Raw genomic sequence first — 25,265 nt, 5'->3', positions numbered from 1 at the left:
CAGAGGGCGCGGGCCGGGTGGGTAGAGGCGGGCCGGATAGCCAGGGGGCAGGCCCTGACCGCCACCGGCGGCGCCGGGTGAAGAGCCTTCGGTGCCGGGGAAGCTGGCGGCAGACAGGTGTCCTCAGGTCGTCTTCTCCCGCCGGGCCCGGCTCGGCTGGACCCGCTTCGGTTCGCCGGGCATCTTCGGGTACTCCGGGGGGTAGGGCAGGTCGCCCAGGCCGTGGTCGTGTTCGTCGCGGCGGGCCAGTTCCAGCAGGGCATCCAGGGAGAAGGCACGGTCGTCCATGTCGGCGTGCACATCGCCGAGTTCGGCGAAGCGGCCCGGCATGGTCGCGAGGTCGAAGTCGGCCGGCTGGGCCACGCCGACCTCCTCCCAGCGCAGGGGCGCCGAGACGGGGGCGTTCGGGCGGGGGCGGACCGAGTAGGCGGAGGCGATGGTGCGGTCACGGGCCGTCTGGTTGTAGTCGAGGAAGATACGGCGGCCCCGCTCCTCCTTCCACCACTTGATCGTCACCTGGTCGGGCATCCGGCGTTCCATCTCGCGGCCGACGGCGATCGCGGCGCGGCGCACCTGGGTGAAGGTCCAGCGCGGTTCGATCGGCACGAAGACGTGCAGGCCGCGCCCCCCGGAGGTCTTCGGCCAGCCGCGCAGCCCGCCGAACTCGTCGAGGACCGCGCGCAGTTCGTGGGCGGCGCGGGCGGCGTCCGCGTAGTCGGTGCCGGGCTGCGGGTCGAGGTCGATGCGGAGCTCGTCGGGGTGGTCGACGTCCGTGGCGCGCACCGGCCAGGGATGGAAGGTGAGCGTGCCGTACTGGGCGGCCCAGACGACGGCACCCTCCTCGGTGGGGCACATCTCGTCGGCGCTGCGACCGCTGGGAAAGGTGATGTGGGCGGTCGGGATCCAGCCGGGCATGCCCTTCGGGGCCCTTTTCTGGAAGAACCACTCCCCGCCGACGCCGTCCGGGTAGCGCTCCAGGGTCGTGGGGCGGTTGCGCAGCGCGCGCAGGATGCCGGGGCCGACGGCGACGTAGTACTGCGCCAGGTCCAGCTTGGTGAAACCCCGCTCCGGGAAGAAGACCTTGTCCGGGCTGGACAGCCGTACCGTCCGGCCGCCGACCTCCAGTTCCACCGCAGCACCCATGCGGCCACGGTAGGCGCACCCCGCACAGCTCGCACACCGGGCGACAAGGGACGTATGCGAGCAGAATCGAGGGCATGGACCTGCCGGTGATGCCGCCTGTGAAGCCGATGCTCGCCAAGTCGGTGGCGAAGATCCCGCCGGGTATGCACTACGAGGCGAAGTGGGACGGGTTCCGTTCGATCGTGTTCCGGGACGGGACGGAGGTCGAGCTGGGCAGCCGTACCGGAAAGCCGCTGACCAGGTACTTTCCCGAGCTGGTGGCGGCACTGAGGGAGCGGGTGCCGAAGCGGTGCGTGCTGGACGGGGAGATCGTGATCGCGCGGGAGGGCCATCTGGACTTCGACGCGCTGACCGAGCGGATCCACCCGGCGGACTCCCGGGTGCGGATGCTGGCCGAGAGGACCCCGGCGTCGTTCGTCGCCTTCGACCTGCTCGCACTGGACGACGAGTCGCTGCTCGACGTCGAGCTGACCGACCGCCGTGCCCTGCTGGACCGGGCGCTCGCCAGGGTCACACCGCCGGTCCATCTGGCGCCCGCGACGACGGACCTCGAGGTGGCGCAGCAGTGGTTCGAGCAGTTCGAGGGCGCGGGACTCGACGGGGTCGTCGCCAAGCCGCTCACCCTGCGCTATCTGCAGGACGAACGGGCCATGTTCAAGATCAAGCATGAGCGGACGGCGGACGTGGTCGTGGCCGGGTACCGCTTCCACAAGAGCGGCCCGGTGGTCGGCTCGCTGCTGCTGGGGCTGTACGACGACCACGGCAGGCTCCAGCACGTGGGCGTGTCGGCCGCCTTCGCCATGAAGAAGCGGGCCGAACTGGTCGAGGAGCTGGAGCCGCTGCGCATGGACGACGTGGCCGGGCATCCGTGGGCGGCCTGGTCGGACGAGGCCGCCCACGAGACCGCCCGGCTGCCGGGGGCGCCGAGCCGCTGGTCCGGCAAGAAGGATCTGTCATGGGTGCCGCTGCGGCCGGAGCGGGTCGCCGAGGTGGCCTACGACCACATGGAGAACGGGCAGCGCTTCCGGCACACCGCCCGCTTCCGCCGCTGGCGCCCGGACCGCACGCCGGAGAGCTGCACCTACGCCCAGCTGGAGGAGCCGGTCCGCTACGACCTCGCGGAGATCCTCGGCGAGAAGGACCGGGGCTGACGGCAGGCCCAGGCCTGCGGGGCTGAGACCTGGGGAATCAGGGCTGCGAAATCGGGTCTGGGGGAATCACGGCCAGCGGGCTCAGGCTGGGGACTCAGGACCAGTGGGCTCAGGGCTGCATGAGGATCTTGATGGCGCCGTCCTGCTTGCGCTGGAACATCTCGTACGCGTGCGGTGCCTCGGTGAGCGGCAGCCGGTGAGTGGCGAAGTCCTCGACACCCAGAGGGTCCTCGTCGGTCAGATACGGCATGATCAGGTCGGTCCAGCGGCGGACGTTGGCCTGGCCCATGCGCAGCTGGATCTGCTTGTCGAACAGGGTGAGCATCGGCATCGGGTCGGCCATCCCGCCGTAGACGCCGCTGAGCGAGATCGTGCCACCGCGCCGGACGAGGTCGATGGCCATGTAGAGGGCGCCGAGCCGGTCGACGCTGAAGCGTTCGGCAAGAGGCCCGCTGAGCTTGCGGGGCAGGAGCCCGGTAGCGGTCTGGGCGAGCTTGGCGGCGGCGCTGCCGTGGGCCTCGGTGCCGACAGCGTCGATCACGGCGTCCGGGCCCCGGCCGCCTGTCTCGTCATGGATCGCGTGGACCAGCGCCTTCTCGTCGTCGAAGGCCCTGAGGTCGTACGTCTCCACGCCCCGCCGCTGCGCCCGCGCCAGCCTCTCGGGTACCAGGTCCACGCCGAACACCCGCTCCGCGCCGCGTGCCATGGCGATCCGGCAGGACATGTCACCGATCGGGCCGAGGCCGAGGACGGCGAGGGTGCCGCCGGGCGGGACGGCGGCGTACTCGACGGCCTGCCAGGCGGTGGGCAGGACGTCGGAGAGATAGACGAAACGGTCGTCCGGCGGGCCCTCGGGCACCTTGATCGGGCCGAACTGTGCCTGCGGGACGCGCAGATACTCGGCCTGGCCGCCGGGGACGGCGCCGTACAGACGGGTGTAGCCGAACAGGGCGGCGCCCATGCCCTGTCCGGTGACCTGGGTGGTCTCGCACTGCGTCGGCAGTCCGGTCAGGCACATCCAGCAGTTGCCGCAGGCGATCTGGAACGGCACCACGACCCGGTCCCCCGCCGCGAGGTCCGGCACACCCGGGCCGACCTCCTCGACGATGCCCATGGGTTCATGGCCGAGGATGTCGCCCGGGGTCATGAACGGGGTGAGCACCTCGTACAGGTGCAGGTCGGAGCCGCAGAGTCCGGTGGATGTGACGCGGATGACGGCGTCCGTGGGTTCCTCGATCCGCGGGTCGGGCACGTCCTCGACCCGGACGTCCCGCTTGCCCTGCCAGGTGACTGCCTTCATGGGGTCGCGCTCCCTCGGTGTCCTGCGTGCGGTGGCGCCCGGGTACCCGTGCCCACCTGCGCCGAACCCCTCACCGGCCCGACCGGCGGCTTCTGCTCATGCACCTGTGCACCCGGATCCACCTGCCCGGCGACGAGGCCACCCTCACCGCCGACCCGCTGCTCACCCGGGACGGTCTTCCTGGAGTTCCAGTGACATCTGCGTCCCCTCGCCGACGCCGTGCCCGGCTCGACGCTGGTGGAACTCACCGCGCTGGTCGCGCTCGGCCACTACGACGGGCTGACGATGCACGTCCGCGCGGCTCGGCGCAACGGGCTCACACCCGAGGAGATCGGCGCGGTGCTGCTGCAGACCGCCGTCTACTCCGGGGTGCCGGGGAACGCCGGTCCACCGAATCCGGTCGACTGTATCCGGTCGGCTGCATCCGGTCGGCTGCATCCGGTCGGCTGCATCCGGTCGGCTGCATCCGGTCGGCTGCATCCGGTCGGCTGCATCCGGTCGGCTGCATACAGCCGACCGTAGCCCGCCTACCGCAACCCCCGCCCCGTCTCCAGCACCTCCCGCGCCTGGGCCACCAGCCCCTCCGCCCCGCACGCCCGGGCGAGGTCCAGGCCCCGGCCCAGTTCCGCGACGGAGCGGGCGGCGATGCCGTACTCGACGCGGGCCGCCGCGTGTTCGTACTGGCAGGGTGAGGCTTCCAGGTAGGTGACGGCCTGGGCGGCGAACTGGACGGCGCGACCGCCTGTCTCCAGCGCGGCGGCGCAGCGCAGGGCCTCGCCGATGGCGGTGTCCGTGCCGAAGCGTTCGGCCTGCCGGCGGGCGTCGGCGGCGAGCTGGGCGGCACGGGCCGGGTTCCGGCCGGCGAGGGCCTTGGCGAGGTCGATGGACCAGGGTGAGAGGACGGAGTTGTGGCCGCCGCGCGAGGCGGCCGTCTTCTCGGCGGCCTCCAGTTCGTGGATGCCCTCCTCGGTGCGGCCGACGGCGAGCAGCAGCCGGCCGCGGACGCAGCGGATGTCGGGCAGCACGATCGTGGACGGGTAGGGCGGCGCGAAGCCGTACTGCTCGGCGATCGACCAGGCCTCCTCGACACGGCCGCGGGCCAGCAGCGTGTCGACGAGTCCGCAGGTCGCCGACCAGTACAGCGGCAGCCGGCGGCCGACGCGCTCGGCGAGGACGAGGGCCTCGCGCAGGGTGGACTCGGCGTCCCGCAGCCGGCCCTGTCTGCGGTAGGCGAGCCCGAGGAAGGCGTTGGCGAGGGAGAGGTGGCCGCCGCGCCAGCCGGCCGTGGTGTAGGCGCGCAGGGCCTCGGCGAAGAGGCTCTCGGCGCGGTCGAGCCGGTCGGCGTAGGCGTACGCGCTGCCGAGCATCATCAGCAGCTCCATGCCCCACTCCTGGTCGGTCCAGCCGAGACCGGGTGCGAGCCGGCCGTTGACGAGGGCGCGGTCGCACAGTTCGAGGACTTCGTCGGCGCTCTCGCCGTGGGTCATGGCGTCGAAGCCGCGCAGGATGAGCAGGGCGCGTTCGGCGTTGTCGCGGCCGGTGCAGGTGCGCGCGAGGTCGGCCAGTCGCCGGGAGCGGGCCGGGGAGACGGTCTCGCCGTGGATGCCGTCCCACATGAACTGAACGGCCTGCAGCCGCAGCTTGACCGGTCCGGGTTCGTGCCGTGCGGCCTCGGCCTCGATCGTGCGGACGGCCTCCTCCAGCTGGTCGTTGTGGAGCAGCGCCCGGGAGAGCCGGACCACCGCGTCGACACGCCGCTCGCCGTCGAGGCCGGGCACGCCGAGGGCGTGCTGGAGGTGTTCGATGGTGACGGCGGGTGCGGTGAGCAGGGTGGCGCAGCCCAGTTCGTACAGGACGTGTGCGTGGACGTCGGGGAGCGGTGGCTCCCGCAGGGCGCGTTCGAGGCAGGTGCGGGCCGCGTCCGGGGCGCCGACGGCGAGGTGGTCGCGAGCGGCCTCGCGCAGCTGTTCGACGAGTTCCTCGTCGCCGTCCGGGTGCACCTTCAGCAGGTGCCGGGCGGCCTGGGCGGCGCCGCGGCCCAGCTCGGTGATGATCTGGGCGGCGACGCCGTGCATGGCGGTGCACACGCCGGACGGGATGGAGTTGTAGACGGCGGTGGCGATGAGCGGGTGGACGAACTCCAGCTCGCCGTCCTCGCGTTCGGTGCCGGTGCCCTGCGGTCCCGCGGGCTCGGGTTCGGTGAGGATGCGGGCGGCGCGGAGCAGGTCGGCGCAGTGCCGGGCGACGGCCTCGTCCATGGTGGCGAGGCGGGCGACCATGTCGACGGTGATGCCGGTGCCGAGGATGGCGGCGGCCCAGGCGAACTGGGTGGCTTCCAGGCCGAGTCCCTTGAGCCGGTCGACCAGTCCGCCGCCGCGTGCGGCGCGGTTGAGGGCGCGCAGTTCACCGGCCCGGCCCTCGACCGGCTGGAGTTCGCTGTCCTGCACCTTGGCGAGGAGTTCGACGGTCTCGTAGGGGTTGCCGGCGGTGACGGCCCAGACCTCGCGGCAGAACGCGTCGTCGGCGTGCCGGCCGAGGGTGGCGCGGGTGAGGCCGGCGGCGGCGTCCGGAGTGAGAGCCCTGAGGGTGGTGGCGGGGCGGCCCGCGGCGGCGGCCACCGTGTCGAGGTGGCGGGCGCTGTCGCCGCTGACCTCGCCGGGCCGGCGGGCGACCACGACGAGGACGGAGAGGTCGTCCAGGCGTTCGGCGAACGCGGCGAGCCAGCGCAGGGTCTCCTGGTCGGCCCAGTGCGCGTCGTCGATCAGCAGCACGAGCGGCCACTCGCGGCGGGCGAGCCGGCGTACGGCCGCGACGAGGCCGTCGCACACGTACTGCGGGTCGGCGCTGCCCTCCTGCGGGTCGGTTATGCCGAGGGCGGGACCGGCGATGTCGTACCAGTCGCCGAGGTACTCACGGGCCTCCTCGGGCAGTAAGGACAGCAGCGCGGGCTGGAGCAGCTGCCGTACCACGTTGAACGGGACCGACTTCAGGGTCTCCGCGCCCCGCGCGGTCCACACGGCGCAGCCGCGGCGTTCGGCGATACGACGCGTCTCGGCGAGCAGCGCGGTCTTGCCGAGGCCCGCCTCGCCGCGGACGACCAGCAGGCTTCCCGCGGACGACTGGTCGGCGCACAGCAGGTCGAGTGCGTGTGCGACGGTGGCGATCTCCCCGTCCCGCTCCCACAGGGAAGCCGAGGCGGCCGACGGCGGCCGTCCCTCCGTCATTCCGTTACCTCCCCGGGTCGCCCGAATGACGTACAGACCACGAGCCTAGCCGTCCGGTGGGATGTGTGGTGGCCGGTCGGGGCAGCTGTTGCCCCGGTGGGTGAAAACGGGTGCGGCCGGGAGACGCGCACCCGGCCCGAGCAGCCGGTCGGCAGCGGACGGAGCGTCAACCATGGCTGGCACGAAACCTGTTTCCGGCGCACGCGCGCCGTCGCGCGGGCCGGTGGTGCGCGCGGTGGCGGCGGGGTCGGTGGGCAATCTCGTCGAGTGGTACGAGTTCGGGGTCTACGGCTTTCTGGCCACGGAGCTGGCCGAGCGGTTCTTCGCCCCTGCGGGCGGCGGCACCGCAGAGGCGCTGGTGCGGACGTACGCCTCGTTCGCGCTGGCCTTCTTCTTCCGGCCGCTCGGCGCGGTGCTGTTCGGCCGGCTGGGCGACCGGTGGGGGCGGCGGCCGGTGCTGCTCGCGGTGGTCGCGCTGATGTCGGGGACGACGACGCTGATCGGCGTGCTGCCGACGTACGCCACCGCGGGCGCGCTCGCGCCGTGGCTGCTGACCTTTCTGAGGGCGGTCCAGGGTCTGTCGGCGGGCGGGGAGTTCGGCGGGGCGGTGACGGTGCTGACCGAGTTCGCACCGTCGGGGCGGCGGGGTCTGTACGGGGCGTGGCAGTCGTTCACGGTGGCGCTGGGGCTGCTGTGCGGGGCGGGCGTGGCGGCACTGACGGCGACCGTGCTGTCCGGGCCCCAACTGGCCGCCTGGGGCTGGCGTCTGCCGTTCCTGCTGGCGTTGCCGTTGGGTCTGGTGGCGCTGTGGCTGCGGGCGGGGCTGGCGGAGACGCCGTCGTTCCTGGCGGACGCGGAGGGGGAAGGTGCGCGGACGGTGCGGCTCGGGTTCGGGGCGCTGCTGCTCGCGGCGGCGCGGGTGGCGGGCTGGTCGGCGGCCGGTTACACGTTCCTGGTGGTGCTGCCCTCGTACCTCCAGGTCTCGCTGCATGCGGATGTCCGGCAGGCGCTGCTCTCCGCGGCCGTGGCCAACGCCGGGTTCGCGGTGGCGATCCTGCCGGCGGGACTGCTCAGCGACCGGGTGGGGCGGCGTCCGGTGCTGCTCGCGGGGGCGGTGCTGGTGTCGGTGACCGCGCTGCCTGTGCTCAACCTCCTGCAGGATCCGGGTGCTTCGGGACCGGCGAAGGGGTGGGCGCTGGCTGCCGCGGGCGCGATGGTGGGCCTGATGGCCGGTCCGGGCCCCGCACTGCTGGCCGAGACGTTCCCGACCCGGGTGCGCTGGACGGGCCTCGGCCTCGCCTACGCCCTGGCGAACGCGGTGTTCTCCGGCTGCGCGGGCCTGATCATCACGGAGGCGGTGCGCCGCACCGGCAATCCGGACGTGCCCGCGTACTACGCGGCGACGGCATGCGCGGTCAGCGCCCTGGCCCTGCTCGGACGCCCCTCGAAGAAGCGGAAACACCCCTCGGAGAAGGCGAGTTGACCGATGCTGGTGATCGGTTTGATGTCGGGGACGTCGTACGACGCGGTCGACGCGGCGGCGGCCGGGCTCCGGCTCGACGGTGACACGCTGCTGCTACGGCCCCTGGGGATGGTGAGCACCCCGTACGAGGCCGGTCTGCGGGCGGCGCTCAGCGGAGCGCTGCCGCCGGCCGCCGTACCGCTCGCCGAGGTGTGCCGGCTGGACACCGGCATCGGGCGGGCGTTCGCGGCGGCGGCGGTTCGGGCGGACCGTGAACTGTGCGACGGCCGCGCCGAGTTGGTGGCCTCGCACGGGCAGACCGTGTATCACTGGGCGGAGGGCGGCCGGGTGCACGGCACGCTCCAGCTGGGGCAGCCCGCCTGGATCGCGGAGGCGACCGGGCTGCCGGTGGTCGCCGACTTCCGGGCCCGGGACGTCGCGGCCGGCGGCCAGGGCGCGCCGCTGGTCAGCCTGGTCGACCTGCTGTGGCTGCGCGGCAGGCCGGGCCGGGCGGTGGCGCTGAACATCGGTGGCATCGCCAACCTGACCGCGCCGGACGGGACGGCGTTCGACACCGGACCGGGCTGTGCGCTGCTGGACGCGGCGGTCCGGGAGTTCAGCGGCGGGCGCGCGGCGTACGACGCGGACGGCGCGCTGGCCGGTCGCGGGCGGCCGGAGCGGCGGCTGCTGGACCGGCTGCTCGCGGAGCCGTACTACGCGCTGCCGCCGCCGAAGACGACGGGCAAGGAGGTGTTCCACGCCGGGTATCTGCGGTCGGCCGGGGTGTTCGACGGCATCCGCGCCGAGGACGCACTGGCGACCCTCGCCCTGCTGACGGCCCGGACGGTCGCGGACGCGGTGCGGTCCGTCGGTGCCGGCGAGGTGATCGCGTCCGGCGGCGGCCTGCGCAACCCGGTGCTGACGGGGATGCTGCGGGAGGAGCTCGCGCCCGTTCCGGTGCGCGCCTCGGACGAACTGGGGCTGTCCGGCGCCGCGAAGGAGGCGTACGCCTTCGCGGTCCTCGGCTTCCTGACCGCCCACGGCCTGCCCGGTACCGATCCGCGCGGCACGGGCGCCCGCCATGCGAGCGTGCTGGGGTCGCTGACCCCGGGCAGGGACGGGTTCCGGCTGCCGCGGGCCGCGGCGCGCGGGCCGGTGCGGCTGGTGGTGGAGGGGGTGGAGCGGGGGCCGTGACGAGGCCGGACAGCCGGCCGTGGGAAGAAGAACCGCGTGGACGAAGAGACGGGGTGGAACGTCCCGTCCGAGGGAGGGGACGCGGATCCTCTCATCACCCTTTCACCGTCGCCTCATACGGTAAGGGCATGACGCAGGTGACTCCCCCCGGGTGGTACCCCGACCCCGGGCAGACGAACGACGGTCCGCCCACCGAGCGCTGGTGGGACGGCAAGTCCTGGACGGACCGGACCCGCCCCGCCGGGACGGGCGCCCCGTGGGGTCCTCCGGCACAGCAGCCGGCGCACCCAGCGGCGCCCTCCGCTCCGCCCGCGTACGGCGCACAGCCCGGGTATCCGGTGTATCCGGCCTACCCCGCTCCGCCCCGGGACGGTTCCCGGCGCCTGCGCACCGGCATAGCCGTCACGGTGGCGGCGGTGGTCCTGGCGAGCATCGCAGGGGGCGTGTGGGCCCTGACCAGGAACCACGCCGGCAGCGCCGACCGGGCCGGGACCCGGCAGGGAGCCGCGGGCGGGCAGGACGGCGGCCGGGGCGGCGGGCCCGGCGGCTCGGCCGGTTCGGGGGGTTCGGGGGGTTCGGGGGGTTCGGGCGGGTCCGGTGGTCCCGGCAGGTCCGGTGGTCCGGGCGGGTCCGGTGGGGCCTCGCCGTCGCCGGGTCAGCCCGAGGCGCCCAAGGTCAAGGGCGGCGGCACGGTGCCTGACCTGGTCAGCGGGATCAGCCTGCCGGTGCCCCGGGGCTGGACCGGGCGGACGATCGCCGTCGGCGCGGAGGTGACCTCCGACGACTCCTACAAGTGCCCCGGCGACCCCACCCAGACCTGCACCTCGGGCGGCGCCTACACCGCTCCGGCCCGGACGCTGCGCATCAAGGGCGACACGGCGGAGAAGGTCGCCGAGGCGGACATCGCGGCCAACGCCAAGCAGTCCTACGGCGGGAGCACCTACGGCAGCATCACCTCGCACCAGGTGCTGGACTCCGGGGCGGTGACGGTGGCCGGGCAGAAGGGCTACATGGTGCGCTGGAAGGCGGTCACCAGCAAGGGCGCCGACGGATACGTCGAGTCGGTCGCCTTCCCCTCGCCCGACGACGCCCAGCAGATCGTGGTGGTGCGCTTCGGCATCGACGTCGGGCAGAAGACGTCGGTCATCGACGAGATCCTCAGGGGGATCAAGGTCTCCTCCGGCGGCGGGAACGGCCAGGACGTCTGATCCCTGCCCGCCGGACATGATGTGGCCGGGCGGGGCTCCCCTCCGCTCAAGAGGAGCCCCACCCGGCCGGGGTGCGCGCCGCCCCCGTCCCCACGGTGCGGCGCGGGCAGGTCGCCGTCGAGTCATCCCGTGAACGGCGACCTGAGTCCTAGGTCAGCCCGAGCGCGGGCAGCACGGCGGCCTCCACGAACCGGACCAGGTAGTCGGCGTCGGCGTACTGGCCGCTGAGCACGGGCCGTACGCGCAGCACACCGAACATCATCGCGGGGATGTACTCCAGGGCCGGATGGTCCTGGCGCACCTCGCCCCGGGCCACCCCCCGCGCGAGCATCTCCTGCAACGCGGCGATCTCCGGATACACCAGCGCCTCGCGCAGCGCCCGGGCCAGTTCCTGGTCCGCCGTCACCGCGTGCCCGAGCGCCTGCAGCAGCTTGGTGTCCTTGCCGGACCAGTCGCCCGCGGCCCGCGCGGCCCGGCGCAGGTCCCCGGCGAGCGATCCGGTGTCGATGCCGGCGAACCGCACCCGGCGGCTGGCGCGCAGCGCGGCCGCGACGAACTGGGGCTTGGTCTTCCACTGCCGGTAGAGCGTGGACTTGCTGCAGCGGGTGCTGGCGGCGACGCCCTCCATGGTGACCGACTCGTAGCCGCACTCGCGGATCTGTTCCAGCACGGCGTCGAAGAACTCCCGCTCACGCTCCGGCGTGATCTTGGAGCGGCGCGAGGCGACGACCGTCTCCGGTCCGTCCGCGGCCTGCGACGTCATGCGGTGCTTCCCCTCACTCGTAATCCCGCGGATCATCCCTGTGCGGCTCGCTGGAGCAGCGCCCGAGCGGGTCCGCCGACCCTGTCTCCAGTGTGTCGCACATCAATCGATACGCCAGTGTACCGGTACCGAACCGTATCGGTACACTGGCGTATCGGTACGACAGCGTATCGATGATGTGCACACCTGCACCACCGTCAGCGAAGGGGCCGGGGGATGAATGCCCGAACCGCGCCTGCAGAGGCAGAAGCGGAGCCGGACGCGGTCACGCGTCCGGCACTGATACGTGAGCTTCTGCTGGTAGCGGGGCTCTTCCTCGTCTACAAGCTCGGCCGGCAACTGGCCGTCGGACACACCGGGAACGCCTTCCACAACGCGCACCGCGTGTGGGACCTGGAACGGACCCTGCGTCTCCCGCACGAGAACGCCGTGCAGTCCGCACTGCTGCACGGCGACACGCTCGTCCGCCTCGCGAACGCCTACTACGCCACCGTCCACTTCCCGGCGACGCTCGCCTTCCTGGTCTGGCTCTACCTCAGGCGGCCCGCGCACTACGTGTGGGCCCGCCGGGTCCTCGCGGCCGTCACCTCGGCCGCGCTGGTGCTGCCGTTCACCTTCCCGCTGGCCCCGCCGCGGATGCTGGCCGGCACCGGCCTGGTGGACACCGCCCGCCTGTACGGCCCCTCCGTGTACGGCCCGCCGTCCAGCGACCACCTGTCCAACCAGTTCGCGGCCATGCCGTCGCTGCACTTCGGCTGGGCGCTGATGGTGGCGATCGGGCTGATCGTGGCCACGCGGTCCCGGTGGCGCCCGCTGTGGCTGCTGCACCCGCTGATCACCCTGCTGGTGATCGTGGGCACGGCGAACCACTACTGGCTCGACGCGATCGTCGCCACGGCCATGCTCGGCGTCGCCCTGGCCGTGATCCGTCCGCCGCACCGGACGCCCACCGCGGCGCAACGCGGCACCGGCCGGCCCGCGCCGCGCGAGCAGGTCCTCGCGGGAGCGGGCCGATGAGCGCCGCCGCCCTGGTGGCCGTAGCCCTCTCCCTCGTCTCGGCCGTCGCCTACGCGCTGGCCGCCGTCGCCCAGGAGCGCCTCGCCTCCCGCACCACCGGCACCGGCCTGCTGCGGCTGCTCGGCACCGGCGCCTGGTGGTCGGCGGTCGGCCTGAACGCGACCGCCGCCCTGCTGCACGTCGTGGCCCTCAGGTACGGTCCGCTCACCCTCGTCCAGCCGCTGGGCGCGCTCACCCTGATCGCAGCCGTGCCGCTCGGGGCGCGGGCAGCCGGACGCCGGGTCAGCACGGCGGAGTGGCGGGGTACGGCGCTGACGCTGCTCGGGCTGGCCGCGCTGCTCGTCACCGCCTCCGGACCGGCGCCCGCGCGGGTGCTGAGCCTGACCGAGGCGCTGGCGGTCGCCGCTACGACCGCCGTCACCATCGGCGTGCTCTCCCGGCCCGGCGCCCGGCCGGGCCTCAGGCACGCGACGGCGTCCGGCTTCGCCTCCGGTGTCGCCTCGGCGCTGACCCAGACGGTGACCGTGGCGGCCACCGACCGCACCGGGCCGGGCCTGGACACCGAGGTGATCGTCGTCGCCGTGCTCGTCGCCGCCTTCGCCGTCGGCGGGCTGCTGCTGTCGCAGGCCGCCTACCGCGGCGGCCTCGGCGCGCCGCTGGCGGTGGTCACCCTCGCCAACCCGGTGGCCGCCGCGGTCATCGGGCTCACCCTGCTCGGCCAGGGCCTGAAGGGCGGCCCGGCCGGCGTCCTGCTGGCCCTCGCCGGGGCGGCCCTCGCGTCCCGGGGCGTGGTCCTGCTCACCCGGGTCACGCCGCAGGCGGCACCGGAGCCGCCGGACGAGGACGAGGAGCACCCCGTGGCCGCGGTTCTCGCCCTGGAGCCGGACACGGCGACCGCCGAACCGGCCCTGGTGCCCCGGCAGCCGGAACAGCCGGGACATCTCACGGCGCTCTGAGACGACACGACGGCGGCCGGTGCGCACCTCGCTCGTGCGCTCCGGCCGCCGTCGCCGTTTCTCCCCCGTCGGGGCCCGCTCAGTTCCAGCCCCGCGAGTCCTGCTTCAGCGCGGTGTCGACGGTCAGGGCCGTCGCCACCACGAGGCTCAGCAGCGGCTCGGGCAGCTGGTAGTGGATCTGCAGGACGTAGTTGTCCGCGGTCGTGAAGAGCGTCTTGGCGAGCCCCTCCCAGGTCTTGGTGATCCGGGCGACCTCGTTGTCCGCGTGGTCGACGATGGCGAAGTTCCACGCCCGCCAGTTCTCCGCCTTGATCGCGCCGACCTGCTGGCCGTTCACGTTCATCGCGAAGTTGATCTTCCCGATCATGTTCTGCTGGACGATCTCGCCGACCGGCGAGCCGTCCGGACGGGTCACGATCACCCGGGACTTGAAGATCTTCCCGGGCCGGGTCAGCAGCAGCTGCGGCTGGCCGTAGGCGTCGCGGATCTCCAGCTTGTGGGTCAGGAACTGGTCCCAGCTGGAGACGAAACGGAGGATCTTCCTCAGCACGCCCTGGCCGACCTCGGTGACCGAGCCGATGTCGCGGCCGTGCTGATCCATGACCTTGTACTCGTTGGTCACCTCGATCAGCTTGGCCTTCTGGTTCACGACCAGCACGGGCTCGGTGAAGAGGGTGCCGCCGCCGGGGCCGCCGGCCTGGACCCCGGCCTGCTGCTGCACCTGGCGCTGCACCTTGGGGTCGGCGGCCTGCGCCTGCGGGGCGCCGTACTGCTGCGGGGCGGCCTGCTGCTGCGGAGCGGCCTGCGGCGGGACCTGACCGGCGGGCGCCTGCGCCGGGTTGGTGTGCTGGGTCCACTGCGCGCCGTCCCAGTAGCGGAGCGTCTGCGGCGCTCCGTGCGGATCCGGGTACCAGCCTGCAGGGGTGTTCGATTGCGTGGTCACCGGGGCACACTACCCTGCCGTGACCGGTACCTGACCAGTCCGCACGGAGCGGTGTTCATCGCCCGTTCACTCCGTCGCGATCGCCGGGTCGCTGACGCCGGGGCGCCCGTTCTCGACATGGCCGGCGAAGCCGCGCAGGAAGGCCGGATCGGCGTCGCAGGTGACCGTCACGTCGTACCAGCGCCTGCTCGCCGTGAGGTCGACGGTGTGCCTGACGGTCGCGCCGGGCCGTACGGTCACGGTGGCCGGGCTGCCGCCGTAGCCGCTGACGAGCTTCAGCTTCACCGTGCCGGAACCCTTGTTGGTGAAGGTGAGTTCCAGCTGGTCGCCGACGTGCCGGGCGGTCGCCTCCGGTCCCGCGGCCTTGCCCCTGCCCTTGAAGACGCGCAGGAAGCCGTTGGGGCCGTGCACCGCGAGGTCGTGGACACCGCCGGAGTAGGCCGAGTTCCAGGTGTCGGAGAGAGACTTGCCCGCCTCGGTGGTGTAGCTCCAGGGGCCGTCGGTGCGGTTGCCGGAGGTCACGAGGAAGGCGGCGCCCGCGTGCGCCCCCGGGGCGAAGGTGAGTGTGAAGGTGCCGGCCGCCGTGTCCGCGCAACCGTCCACCACCGGGGCGTACTTCAGCGGGCGGGTGGGCCGGCTGCCGCGCTCCTGCCTGGGCAGCGAGGGGTGGGCGGGCGGCTTGGGCACGTAGTCCGGGTGGCGGTCCCGGTCCGGCGGCTCATAGGCGGCCGTGGACGGCAGCGCGACCGGCTCGGTGTCCCTGCGGGAGAAGTCGAAGGCACTGGTCAGGTCGCCGGTGACGGCGCGGCGCCAGGGCGAGACGTTCGGTTCGTGCACGCCGAAGCGGCGCTCGATGAACCGGATGATCGAGGTGTGGTCGAAGGTCTCGGAGCAGACGTAACCGCCCTTGCTCCAGGGCGAGACCACCAGCATCGGCACCCGCTGGCCGAGCCCGTAGGGGCCGGCGACATGGCTCGCGTCGCCCTTGTACAGGTCGAGCGAGGGGTCGACGGTCGACTTGCCCTGGGCGCCGGAGGACGGCGGGAAGGGCGGGACGACATGGTCGAAGAAGCCGTCGTTCTCGTCGTAGGTGAGGAAAAGTGCCGTCTTGCCCCACACCTCCGGGTTGGAGGTGAGCGCGTCCAGGACCTGGGCGACGTACCACGCGCCGTAGTTGGCGGGCCAGTTGGGGTGCTCGGTGAAGGCCTCGGGGGCGACGATCCAGGACACCTGCGGCAGCGTGCCGGCCTTGACGTCGGCCTTCAGCTGGTCGAAGAAGCCCTCGCCCTTCTTCGCGTCGGTGCCGGTGCGGGCCTTGTCGTACAGCGGGTCGCCGGGCTTGGCGTCGCGGTACTGGTTGAAGTAGAGCAGCGAGTTGTCGCCGTAGTTGCCACGGTAGGCGTCGTTGATCCAGCCCCAGCCGCCGGCGGCGTCCAGGCCGTCGCCGACGTCCTGGTAGATCTTCCAGGAGACCCCGGCCTTCTCCAGACGCTCGGGGTACGTCGTCCAGCCGTAGCCCTTCTCGTCGTTGCCGAGGACCGGGCCGCCGCCCTTGCCGTCGTTGCCGACGTAACCGGTCCACATGTAGTAGCGGTTCGGGTCGGTCGAGCCCATGAACGAGCAGTGGTAGGCGTCGCAGAGCGTGAAGGAGTCGGCGAGCGCGTAGTGGAACGGGATGTCCTCGCGGGTCAGGTACGCCATGGTCGTGGTGCCCTTGGCCGGCACCCACTTGTCGTACGTGCCCCCGTTGAAGGCGGCATGCGTGTCCTGCCAGCCGTGCGGCAGGTCCTGTATGAAGGCCAGGCCCAGGTCGTCGGCGTCCGGGTGGAAGGGCAGGATGTCCTTCGTGCCGTCGGACTGCTTCCAGACCGACCGGCCGTTCTGCGTGACGGAACGGGGATCGCCGAAGCCGCGGACGCCGCGGAGCGTGCCGAAGTAGTGGTCGAAGGATCGGTTCTCCTGCATGAGGACGACGATGTGCTCGACGTCCTGGACCGTCCCGGTGCGATGGTGCGCGGGCAGGGCCGCGGCGCGCTGGATGCTGTTGGACAGCGCGGTGAACGCGGTGGTGGCGCCCGTGAGTTGAAGGAAACGGCGCCGGTTGACTTCGGCCATGGGTGTGAGGGTCCTCTCGTCCTGACGTACGTGATGCCGCCGTGATGCCGTACACATGACGGAAGCTGCGCGGAGCGAGTGTTCCAAGAGCAGCAAACGTCAGGGAAGGGTCTGGTGGCGCCTGTGTGAAACTCGGCGGTCCGTGCGGTGCGCACCCCGAGGACACATGAGGCGGCGGCCGTCGAGGCCAACACTGGTGGCCGGTCGGCGACTTCGGGCTACCGAGTGGCGTGCCGCGCGAGGGCGCGGCCCGGTTCCAGCGCGTCCCGTTCGCCCTGCGCGTACAGAGCGACCCGTTCCAGACTGCGCCCTCCCGCCCCGTTGCCAGCAGCAGAAGGACGGACCGCCACTCCGAACGTGTCAGTGGCTGCGGGCTGGTCGCGCCCACGCGGCGGAGCCGCATGCCGAGCAGCCCCGGCTGTGCGGGGCGTGCTCCCCTTGCGGCCCGACGCCGTCGACGACCTGAACGCCGGCGGTGCCGGGTCAGTCCTCGGGGGTACGGACGACCGTGAGGTGTCCCGCCGGGCCACGTGGCCGGCGCGGGCGGCGTACGGGTGCGGCGGGCCGGCGGTTCTCGCGCAGGACCAGGGAAAGGCGCCGGTAGCCGAGGGCGCGCAGAACCTCCGGAGTCTCCTCGACGATGCGGCACTCGGTGGGGCCGCGGCGCGGGTCGGGATGGACCAGCAGCCGCACGGCCCCGTCGAGCCGGGTCGCCGTCTCCCCCACGGCCCGGATCCAGTGCGGCAGGCCCTGCCGGTAGGCGGCCTCCATGAGCGGGTCCTGGGCGATGTCCCGGCGGACCGCCTGGAGTTCGTGGTCGTGACCGTACGTCTCCAGGGCAGACCTGAGATGGGCCAGCATCGGCAGGCACCAGCCCTGCTCGTGCTCGCCGAGGACGTCGCCCGCGTCCGGGTGGAACAGGACGAACCGCAGGAAGTTGTCCCCGGGCATGGCCGTCGCATGCCGGCGCACCCCACGGAAAAGTGTCTCGAACGCGCCGTTGGCCATGACCACGTCCCAGCGGTGGTCGACGACCAGGGACGGGCAGGCGAGGGCCTCCAGCAGTACGCCGTAGTCCTGGAGATACGCCTGGGTCTCGCAGGTCTCGGGGACGGGCCGCGGTGCCGGCCGCCGCCCTCCTGCCTGATGTGCCATCGGGAGGTCACCCCTCTTGCCTCTGCCGCCTTCACGCGGCTCTGCGATCCTGCGGCCCCCGACAAGACCGTGTCAACTATCGTGGCATTCCATGCCCATTGACGGCCGAAATTCGCCACAGTTGTGGCGACACCTGGATGTGAGTTCGAGGCACCCGCTACTCTCCGGGAAGTTCACGGCGATCGCTCGTGAGAAGCACGGACACATCTGAAGCCCTCGAGAGACGTAGGAGTTCTGTCGGTGACGGATGGCTACGAGGATCCGGGCGCCACGGCGACCGCCCAGCTGCCGGCCGTCGTCGCCCGCGTCACCGCACTCGCCGACCGGCTCAGCGTGCCGCAGGCCGAGGTCTTCGACGTCGGGCGGCTCTCCGTGGCCTGCGGTGTGCCGGAGGCGGTGGTCAAGGCCCTGCTCAGTGGCCGGCCGGCCGGTGAACCGGACGTCCAGGCCCGCTTTCTGCAGCGCCTGGGCCTGCTGCGGCGCACCCGGCTGAAACCCAACGGCCGCACGTACACCCAGCAGGAGATCGCCGACGGCGCGGGCATGTCCCGGCAGCAGGCCGGCGCCCTCATCAACGGCGACCGGCGGCCGACCATGGAGCACTGCGACGCGCTGCAGCGTTTCTTCCGGGTGCACGCCGGCTTCCTCACCGCCGAGGACCCCGAGGCGCTGGCCGGTGCGCTGCAGCGCACCGAGCAGGAGCTGCTGCAGAAGCTCGCCGACCGGGAGCGGGCCGCCGCCGGGGCCGACCAGGACCCGCTGGAGCGGCTGCTGCAGGACCACGGGGTGCGCGGCATAGCCTGGCGGGCCGCGCAGCTGCCCACCGACCAGCACCGGGACAAGGTCGCGGAGTGGCTCGACATGCTCCTGGAAAGCGTCAAACGGCCCGAGTCGTGAGCCTGGGGAGGACTGTGGGCATCGGCAGGGACATGCGCCGGCTGTGCAACGAGCTGGCGGGCGGGCTGAGGCTGCCCGTGCCGGCACCGCCGGGAGAGCTGTACCGCGCGCTGTGCGCGGCGATGAGCCGCCGCCGCGGCCGGCCGGTGCACTTCCGGGCCGCCGCCTTCCCGCCGGGCACGGCGAGCGGGCTGTGGCTGGACCTGACCGACCGCGACCTCGTCGTCGTGGAGGAACGCACCGCTCCCGACCACCAGTTGGTGATCCTCGGCCATGAGCTCTGGCACCTGCAGGCCGACCACCGCGGACACCACGTCGACGGCATCGGCGTCGCCACGCGGCTGCTGTACGACGACACCGACCAGGACGCGTTCCGGGCCACGGTGCGGCGGGTCGCGGCGCGGACCCGCTTCGACCTCGCCGAGGAGCGGGAGGCCGAGACCTTCGGTCTGCTGCTGGCCAGCAAGTGCCGCACCTGGCTGGCCGGTTCGGCGCGCGGTCCGGTGCAGCGGGACGACGTGGTCGGACGCATCGAGGCGTCCCTGGGGTACCACTCGGGCACGAAGGGCTGACCCCAGGACGTTCGCCGCGCCGCCCCGGCCCACGCGCCGGCCGCACGTCGCCACCGGGCACGGCTCATTTCTTCACCTCCGCTGAGCGGGCGAACCGGCGCGGAGCCTAACGGCGTTGTCAGTGGCGGGCGGCAAGCTGGAGGGGTGCGCCGTACTGCGCGGCGCGCGGCGCCGCAGGCGCCTGACCGTGACGCCTACTCGGGGAGAGCCGACCGATGCCCACCGCCGTACTGACCGACCGTGAGCGCACCGCCGTACAGGCCTACCTCCGGCTGCTGCAGACGGTGCGCGCCGCCTTCGGCGGGCCGCCGGACGCGGGCCGGCCCGCCGTGGTGCCGCCCGCCGTGCTGGCCGAGGCGGAACAGGCCCTGGCGCGCGCGGGTCTCGCGGGCAACGAGGAGGAGTTCTTCCGTCTGCTGCGCGACTGGTGCCCGCCGGCCTGAGCGGACCTCCCGCGCCGGGGCGGCGGCGTTTGCCGCCGCGCCGGCCGGGGCTCAGGGGTGCGGGACGATCACGGCGGTGGCGACCAGTCCGTCGCGTACGGCCCACCGGCCGTCGAAGACCTGGAGCCGGCGGTCACCGATCCGGGGTCCGGGGACGAGGAGCTCGGCGCGCAGGGTGCCGTACGACGCGTCGCCGGGGCCCGGGTGGAGGATGATGTCCGCCTCGGAGAAGTCCAGCCACAGGCGGGTGAGCGGGAACCATGCCTTGTAGACGGACTCCTTGGCGCTGAACAGGATCCGGTCCCAGTGCACGGCGGGCCGCTGCCCGGCGAGCCGGGCGAGCCGCTCGCCCTCCGCGGGCAGGAAGACCGCGGGGCCGACGCCCTCCGGGAGCGGTCCGTGCGGTTCCGCGTCGATGCCGAGGGAGGCCAGGTCGCCCGCGCGGGCCAGGGCGGCGGCGCCGTAGCCGTCGCAGTGGGTCATGCTGCCGATCAGACCGGCCGGCCAGCGCGGTGCGCCCCGCTCGCTGCTGAGCACGGGCTGCGCCGGCACGCCCAGCTTCTCCATGGCCCGCCGGGCACAGCCGCGTACGGCGGCGAACTCGCGGCGGCGCTTGTCCACCGCGCGTTCGACGAGCACGGCCTCCTCGGGGTAGAGCGGGGCGTCCCACAGCGGATCGTCACCGTGTGCCTCCACGGCCACGACCGACTCCGGGAGCAGCACCTCGATCACCGGTTCCGACCTCCATCGGCAGGATGCGGCGCAGCCTCCCCGGCGGTTCCGGGCGCTTGCGCCATTCGCGGGGATAGCCTACGGAGACCTCTTCGAAGCGGACTCCGTCGTGCCAGGTGGTGCGCGGGATGTGCAGATGGCCGTAGACCATCGTGGCGACGGGGAAACGGCGGTGCCAGTCGGCCGTCAGCCCGGTGCCGCACCACATGGCGAACTCGGGATACCACAGCACCTCGGTGGGATGCCGGTGCAGCGGATAGTGGTTGACCGGTACGACCGGCAGGTCCGCGGGGAGCGCGGCGAGCCTGCGCTCGGTCTCGGCGACCCGCGCCCGGCACCAGGCGTCACGGGTCGGATAGGGGTCGGGATGCAGCAGGTACTCGTCGTTGCAGACGACGCCCGTGCCGTGCGCGTAGGCCAGGCCCTCGGCCTTGGTGGCGCAGCCGGGCGGCAGGAACGAGTAGTCGTACAGCAGGAACAGCGGGGCGACGGCGACCGGGCCGCCGGGGCCCCGCCACACCGGGTAGGGGTCCTCGGGGGTGACGACACCCAGCTCCCGGCACAACTCGACCAGGTGTTCGTAGCGGGCGACGCCGCGCAGGGTGACGGGATCCTTCGGGTGGGTCCACAGCTCGTGGTTGCCGGGCGCCCACAGCACCTTGCGGAAACGACCCGCCAGCTTCTCGAGGGCCCAGTGGATGTCGGCGACCGTCTCGGCGATGTCACCGGCCACGATCAGCCAGTCCGCCGCGCTCGTGGGCCGCATGTCCTCGACCAGGGCACGGTTCTCCGGATAGGTGATGTGCAGGTCACTGACGGCCAGCAGCTGTCCGGCCCCGGCCGCAGACTCCACACCGCACCCCTTCCGGTCATCCTCTGCCCTGTTCCGATCACCCTCTGTCCGGTCCACAAGAACACATTCCCGGACAGCGGAGCAAGCGGCAATCCGTCACACTCGCGTGACACGCGCGGGCGCTTGAAAGCCGTATGATCGCCCCGGCATCAGCACCCCAACCTCCCTTTTCGCGGGGGTCGTTCGGTGTCCCTTCCTCCCTCCTGCCCGGGCACGGGCCGCCGAGCCCTGCCCGAAAACCCTGAAAGGCGGCCTGCATGCTCTCTCGCGTACGCGTCTGGCTCAACCGCACGTACGCGGAGAACGTGTTCTTCATGGATCAGCTGCGCAGAAATCCCAGCGACCGCGCGGTGGAGATCCATGCCACGCACGGGGACCCCGACTCCCCCGTGCTGGCCGCCGCCGACACCGCCGGCCCGGAGCCGGAGGGCCTGTCCCCGGCCGGGTACGTCGAGTACGCCCTCGACCAGTGCGTCCGGCGCGGCATCGACGTGTTCGTGCCCCGGCTGCACCAGGCGGCGATCGTGGCGCACCGCGCGGAGTTCGCGGCGGCCGGTACGGCACTGCTGGCGCCGACTCGCGAGGCGGTGGCCGTGTTCGAGGACAAGGCGACCGCGTACGAGGCGGTCCGTTCGGTGGGGGTCCCGGTGCCGCCGTGGTGGCGGGTCCGCACGGCGGACGAACTCCTCACAGCCGTCGGGGAGTTGGAGGCGGCCGGGCACAAGCCCTGCGTCAAGCCGGCCGCCGGGGCCGGCGGGGCCGGCTTCCGGATGATCACCCGCGCCCCGTTCTCGCTGGCGGACCTCTCCGGATTCCCGGGCCCGTGCGTCCAGCTGGACCTGGTGGTCGAGGCGCTGCGGCGGGCCGAGGAGCCGGTGGACTGGCTGGTGATGCCGCGCCTGGAGCAGCCCGAGGTGTCCGTGGACTGCCTGACCGGGCCGGACAACCGGCTGCGGCTGGCGGTGGGCCGCACCAAGAACGGCCGCCGCCGGGGCTTCACCCTGGAGGAACGGTGGCTGGAACCGGCCCGGCTGATCGTGGAGGGCTTCGGGGTGCACCATCTGTCCAACATCCAGTTCCGCATGCTCGGCGACCGGCCGGTGCTGCTGGATGTGAACACGCGGCCCTCCGGGGGCTTGCACCAGCTGTCCCTGTGCGGGATGAACGCACCCTGGGCCGCCGTGCAGTTGGCGCTGGGCGAGGATCCGGGGGTGCTCGAGCCGCCGTTCCTGGGGCAGGACTACACGGTGGTCCCGGGGCTGCGGCCTGTGGTGCCCGCTTCGCTTCCCCGGCAGAGGGAAGCGGAGATCACCCTGCCGGCGGTGCCTGCGCAGGCGGGTTCGGCGGTGGAGGCACTGCCGCTTTAGGGCGTGGGCCGGCCGACAACGCCGGCCCTGCGGGGGAGCGCGCCCTCGCTGTCCCCCGGTTTTCAGGACCGGGAGACATTTTTTTCCCGCGGGGGTGTATCAGAGCGCGTCCCCGCCGCTCTCCATGACAGCAACGCAAAGCCCACGGGGGACCAACGGGGGAATCCACGGGGGAACGGGCCGGCCGGTCGCTGTCACGGGGGGCGACCGGCCGGCCCGGTGGGTAGGGCACGCGAGGGGGGCCGCTCGGCCCACGACCGGCCCGCCCGGCCCCGCCGCAGACGCAGGGTCAGGATCTGGAAGAGCCGCAGCGCGACCGGGACCGAGCCGTCGGGGCGCACTTCCGCCTCGGCCGGCGGTCGCTCCAGCAGGTCGGCGCCCTGGGCACCGGCCAGCGGGAAACCGGTGCGCAGCGGAAACGCTTACTTCAGGTACGCCAGGCCAGGATGGACCTCGGTGTACGCCTCGACCAGTCTGCGGGCCACATTGACCGAGTCGACCAGCGGATGCAGCGCGAAGGCCTTCACGGCCGTCTGCCGGGATCCGGAGTCGGCAGCGGCGAGCACCTCGCGCTCGACGGCCTTGACGGAGCAGACCAGCCCGGTGGCGTGGCCGGGCAGCGGGGCGACGGCGACCGGATGGGCGCCGCCCGCGTCGACCAGGCAGGGGACCTCGATGACGGCATCGGCGTCGAGCGCCGAGAGGGTGCTCCGATTGCGCACGTTCAGGATCAGCGTCGTCCGCTCGTCCCGGGCGATGGCCCGCATCAACGCCAGCGCCACCTTCTCGTAGCCGCCGGACAGGTCCTCGGCCTCGCGCTCCCCCGCGCCGGCGCTCTCCCGGTTCTCGGCCATGTAGGTGGCCTCGCGTTCCGCGCGGGTGCGGTTCCACACGTCCAGCGCGGACCGGTCCGTGCGCAGGGCCTCCGCGTAGAAACGGGCCTGCTGATCGCGCAGGAAGGCCCCCCGGGTCTGCTCGGCCTCCTGGTAGGCGCGCACGGTTTCGCGCTTGAAGTAGTAGTAGTGCAGGTACTCGTTGGGGATCGCGCCGAGCGACTGCAGCCAGTCGGCCCCGAACAGCCTTCCCTCCTCGAAGGAGCCGAGCAGGGCGGGATCGGCGAGCAGGCGCGGGAGTTCGTCGCGTCCGGCGACGCGCAGGCCGCGTACCCAGCCGAGGTGGTTGAGGCCGACGTAGTCGACGAAGGCCTCCGTCGGGTCGGCGCCGAGAACGCGGGCGATACGGCGTCCGAGGCCGACGGGGGAGTCGCAGATGCCGATGACGCGGTCGCCGAGGTGCCGCGACATGGCCTCGGTGACCAGGCCGGCGGGATTGGTGAAGTTGATGACCCAGGCGTTCGGGGCGAGGCGGGCCACGCGCCGGGCGATGTCGACGGCGACGGGGACGGTGCGCAGACCGTAGGCGATGCCGCCCGCGCCGACGGTCTCCTGGCCGAGCACCCCCTCGGCGAGCGCCACCCGCTCGTCGTCGGCGCGGCCCTCCAGGCCGCCGACGCGGATCGCGGAGAAGACGAAGTCGGCGCCGGCGAGCGCCTGGTCGAGGTCGGTGGTGGCGGTCACTCGGGGCGCGTCGGGGAAACCGGCGGCTTGCGCATCCAGTACACGGGTTACCGCATACAGTCGACGGTCGTCCAGGTCGTGCAGGACGACCTCGGTGACCCGCCCTGCGGCGCGGTCGGTCAGCAGGGCACCGTACACGAGCGGCACGCGGAATCCGCCGCCGCCCAGAATCGTCAGCTTCACCTCTGCACCCTTCCCGGAACTCCAGCCACGACCACCACGACCACCTCGGTCACCTCGACCACCTCGACGCTCGCTTTCCGGAGCGCGGACCGGGTGGCCGGGTCCAACGGCGCGTCCGTCACCGGCGCGTCCAGGAGGGGCTCCCGAGCACAGGGAGCACGATGCTCGCCGGCTCGCTCGTCGGGTGCCTGCGGAAACCTCACATGCCGTCATCGTAGTGGCGCCGAATCCGCATCCGCCGACCCGGACCACCCTCAGCGGCCCGGACAACGGGCCCGTTCGCGGACCACTGCGCCGCCACCGAGTCCACCCCGGCTCTTCAGGGCGGCTTCATCCAGCGGTCCCGGGGCCACGGAATTCTGCACCGTGTGAGCGACGGAAGACCGGCCGGGCGCGGCGGCGCCGGGCCGTACGAGCACCAGGCGTGCCGGGCTCCGGTCCGTATCCGGTGCCACCGGCACGAGGGAATCGTGCTCGTCAACGACTATTACCTCCGGGGCCTTGGCCGACTGGCCGCGACCTGGGAGCTGGTGCGGGCCGACGGCCGGATCCTGACCGCTCCCGCCGGCCTGCCCGATCTGAGGCCGGGCGAGACGGCGGCCGTACTCCCGCCGTTCCGGCTGCCGCGGGACGGCGGCGAGGCCTGGCTGACGCTGCGGGTGGTGACGGCGGTGGACGAGCCGTGGGCGCCGCGCGGTACGGAGCTGTGCGCGCCGCGGGTCCGGCTGCGGACGGCACCCCTGGCTCCCCTGGCCGCCCGGCAGGCCGATGCCGACAGTGTCGTACGGCCGTTCCCCCCGGCCCCGGCCCGGGCCGGGAGCCACCGCCGGAACCGGCCCCGGCGCGCCCGCTGACCCGGTTCGCCTCCCCCTCCCCCCGCCCCCTCACCCAGTGGCCTTCACCGAGCACCCATGTGTACGCCGCATGACCCCCTCCTTCATGAACCCACTGACCCGCCTCCTTCGTGAACCCACTGACCCGCGAAGCGTCGCGCCCGAGCGTCGCACGGT

20 protein-coding genes and 3 pseudogenes are annotated in these 25,265 nt (G+C 73.0%); 13 read left to right on the top strand and 10 right to left on the bottom strand.

Annotated features, from left to right (window positions below):
• Positions 1-123 precede the first annotated feature (123 nt).
• On the bottom strand, positions 124-1,143 hold the full coding sequence (gene ligD / locus ABZ624_RS05795) for a non-homologous end-joining DNA ligase (RefSeq protein WP_360082954.1): 1,020 nt from the start codon (positions 1,141-1,143) through the stop codon (positions 124-126).
• 74 nt (positions 1,144-1,217) lie between these two features.
• Here ligD and ABZ624_RS05790 point away from each other — a divergent pair, with 74 nt between their 5' ends.
• A complete protein-coding gene (locus ABZ624_RS05790; RefSeq protein ID WP_360082952.1) occupies positions 1,218-2,294 on the top strand; it encodes an ATP-dependent DNA ligase in 1,077 nt (358 codons plus the stop codon).
• A 109-nt stretch (positions 2,295-2,403) separates the two neighbouring features.
• Here ABZ624_RS05790 and ABZ624_RS05785 read toward each other — a convergent pair whose 3' ends face one another.
• Positions 2,404-3,594 (bottom strand): zinc-dependent alcohol dehydrogenase, encoded by a 1,191-nt coding sequence (locus tag ABZ624_RS05785; RefSeq protein ID WP_360082950.1) that lies wholly within the window; start codon positions 3,592-3,594, stop codon positions 2,404-2,406.
• An 86-nt stretch (positions 3,595-3,680) separates the two neighbouring features.
• Between ABZ624_RS05785 and ABZ624_RS05780 the strand changes: the two are divergent.
• Positions 3,681-3,764, top strand: a pseudogene (locus ABZ624_RS05780) (protocatechuate 3,4-dioxygenase subunit alpha); the annotation flags it as partial.
• A gap of 61 nt (positions 3,765-3,825) precedes the next feature.
• Positions 3,826-3,969, top strand: a pseudogene (locus tag ABZ624_RS05775) (carboxymuconolactone decarboxylase family protein); the annotation flags it as partial.
• Positions 3,970-4,121: 152 nt separating this feature from the next.
• Here the strand turns inward: ABZ624_RS05775 and ABZ624_RS05770 are convergent.
• Positions 4,122-6,818: an AAA family ATPase gene (locus ABZ624_RS05770; protein ID WP_360082948.1), complete on the bottom strand. Its 2,697-nt coding sequence runs from the start codon at positions 6,816-6,818 to the stop codon at positions 4,122-4,124.
• 172 nt (positions 6,819-6,990) lie between these two features.
• Between ABZ624_RS05770 and ABZ624_RS05765 the strand changes: the two genes are divergently transcribed.
• The 3 genes from ABZ624_RS05765 (at position 6,991) to ABZ624_RS05755 (ending at position 10,682) form a co-directional block, all read left to right on the top strand.
• A complete protein-coding gene (locus tag ABZ624_RS05765) occupies positions 6,991-8,301 on the top strand; it encodes an MFS transporter (RefSeq protein WP_360082946.1) in 1,311 nt (436 codons plus the stop codon).
• Between the two features lie 3 nt (positions 8,302-8,304).
• Complete coding sequence (locus ABZ624_RS05760) at positions 8,305-9,474, top strand: anhydro-N-acetylmuramic acid kinase (RefSeq protein ID WP_360082944.1); 1,170 nt, start codon at positions 8,305-8,307, stop codon at positions 9,472-9,474.
• 128 nt (positions 9,475-9,602) lie between these two features.
• Complete coding sequence (locus ABZ624_RS05755) at positions 9,603-10,682, top strand: DUF2510 domain-containing protein (protein WP_360082942.1); 1,080 nt, start codon at positions 9,603-9,605, stop codon at positions 10,680-10,682.
• Positions 10,683-10,830: 148 nt separating this feature from the next.
• On the opposite strand, the gene ABZ624_RS05750 is transcribed toward ABZ624_RS05755, so the two are convergent.
• Positions 10,831-11,445 carry a TetR/AcrR family transcriptional regulator C-terminal ligand-binding domain-containing protein gene (locus ABZ624_RS05750; protein WP_360082940.1) on the bottom strand — a complete coding sequence of 205 codons (615 nt, stop codon included), beginning with the start codon at positions 11,443-11,445 and terminating at the stop codon, positions 10,831-10,833.
• A 216-nt stretch (positions 11,446-11,661) separates the two neighbouring features.
• On the opposite strand from ABZ624_RS05750, the gene ABZ624_RS05745 reads away from it, so the two are divergent.
• Together ABZ624_RS05745 and ABZ624_RS05740 are read left to right on the top strand one after the other, a co-directional pair.
• Complete coding sequence (locus tag ABZ624_RS05745; RefSeq protein WP_360082938.1) at positions 11,662-12,462, top strand: phosphatase PAP2 family protein; 801 nt, start codon at positions 11,662-11,664, stop codon at positions 12,460-12,462.
• Positions 12,459-13,418, top strand: coding sequence for a hypothetical protein (locus ABZ624_RS05740; protein WP_360082936.1), 960 nt, complete (start codon positions 12,459-12,461; stop codon positions 13,416-13,418). The genes ABZ624_RS05745 and ABZ624_RS05740 overlap by 4 nt, the downstream gene beginning before the upstream one ends.
• A 79-nt stretch (positions 13,419-13,497) precedes the next feature.
• Here ABZ624_RS05740 and ABZ624_RS05735 read toward each other — a convergent pair whose 3' ends face one another.
• From ABZ624_RS05735 to ABZ624_RS05725, 3 genes are all read right to left on the bottom strand, one after another.
• Positions 13,498-14,361 carry a phospholipid scramblase-related protein gene (locus ABZ624_RS05735; RefSeq protein ID WP_360082934.1) on the bottom strand — a complete coding sequence of 288 codons (864 nt, stop codon included), beginning with the start codon at positions 14,359-14,361 and terminating at the stop codon, positions 13,498-13,500.
• 66 nt (positions 14,362-14,427) lie between these two features.
• Complete coding sequence (locus ABZ624_RS05730) at positions 14,428-16,476, bottom strand: phosphocholine-specific phospholipase C (protein ID WP_360082932.1); 2,049 nt, start codon at positions 16,474-16,476, stop codon at positions 14,428-14,430.
• A gap of 483 nt (positions 16,477-16,959) precedes the next feature.
• Entirely contained in the window at positions 16,960-17,631 is a 672-nt protein-coding gene (locus ABZ624_RS05725; RefSeq protein WP_360082930.1) for a hypothetical protein, read from the bottom strand.
• Between the two features lie 240 nt (positions 17,632-17,871).
• Between ABZ624_RS05725 and ABZ624_RS05720 the strand changes: the two genes are divergently transcribed.
• The 3 genes from ABZ624_RS05720 to ABZ624_RS05710 all read left to right on the top strand — a co-directional run bounded on the left by ABZ624_RS05720 (position 17,872) and on the right by ABZ624_RS05710 (position 19,543).
• Positions 17,872-18,528: a helix-turn-helix transcriptional regulator gene (locus ABZ624_RS05720; protein ID WP_360082928.1), complete on the top strand. Its 657-nt coding sequence runs from the start codon at positions 17,872-17,874 to the stop codon at positions 18,526-18,528.
• Between the two features lie 14 nt (positions 18,529-18,542).
• Positions 18,543-19,100 (top strand): toxin-antitoxin system, toxin component, encoded by a 558-nt coding sequence (locus ABZ624_RS05715; RefSeq protein ID WP_360082926.1) that lies wholly within the window; start codon positions 18,543-18,545, stop codon positions 19,098-19,100.
• 215 nt (positions 19,101-19,315) lie between these two features.
• Positions 19,316-19,543, top strand: coding sequence for a hypothetical protein (locus tag ABZ624_RS05710; protein WP_360082924.1), 228 nt, complete (start codon positions 19,316-19,318; stop codon positions 19,541-19,543).
• Positions 19,544-19,594: 51 nt separating this feature from the next.
• Here the strand turns inward: ABZ624_RS05710 and ABZ624_RS05705 are convergent, their stop codons facing one another.
• Positions 19,595-20,275 (bottom strand): 4'-phosphopantetheinyl transferase superfamily protein, encoded by a 681-nt coding sequence (locus tag ABZ624_RS05705; RefSeq protein WP_360082922.1) that lies wholly within the window; start codon positions 20,273-20,275, stop codon positions 19,595-19,597.
• Positions 20,223-21,128, bottom strand: coding sequence for a metallophosphoesterase (locus ABZ624_RS05700; protein ID WP_360082920.1), 906 nt, complete (start codon positions 21,126-21,128; stop codon positions 20,223-20,225). The genes ABZ624_RS05705 and ABZ624_RS05700 overlap by 53 nt, the downstream gene beginning before the upstream one ends.
• A 257-nt stretch (positions 21,129-21,385) precedes the next feature.
• Here ABZ624_RS05700 and ABZ624_RS05695 point away from each other — a divergent pair, with 257 nt between their 5' ends.
• On the top strand, positions 21,386-22,495 hold the full coding sequence (locus ABZ624_RS05695) for an ATP-grasp domain-containing protein (RefSeq protein ID WP_360082918.1): 1,110 nt from the start codon (positions 21,386-21,388) through the stop codon (positions 22,493-22,495).
• A gap of 422 nt (positions 22,496-22,917) precedes the next feature.
• Here ABZ624_RS05695 and ABZ624_RS05690 read toward each other — a convergent pair whose 3' ends face one another.
• Entirely contained in the window at positions 22,918-24,255 is a 1,338-nt protein-coding gene (locus ABZ624_RS05690; protein WP_360082916.1) for a 6-phospho-beta-glucosidase, read from the bottom strand.
• A 281-nt stretch (positions 24,256-24,536) separates the two neighbouring features.
• Here ABZ624_RS05690 and ABZ624_RS05685 point away from each other — a divergent pair.
• Positions 24,537-24,992 (top strand): annotated as a pseudogene (locus ABZ624_RS05685) (DUF4981 domain-containing protein); the annotation flags it as partial.
• Positions 24,993-25,265 lie beyond the last annotated feature (273 nt).

Source organism: Streptomyces sp. NPDC007205, from assembly GCF_040634095.1.
Lineage (GTDB): Bacteria > Actinomycetota > Actinomycetes > Streptomycetales > Streptomycetaceae > Streptomyces.
The sequence above is the reverse complement of the archived record's forward strand: the minus strand, read 5'-3'. Positions and strand labels throughout refer to the sequence as shown.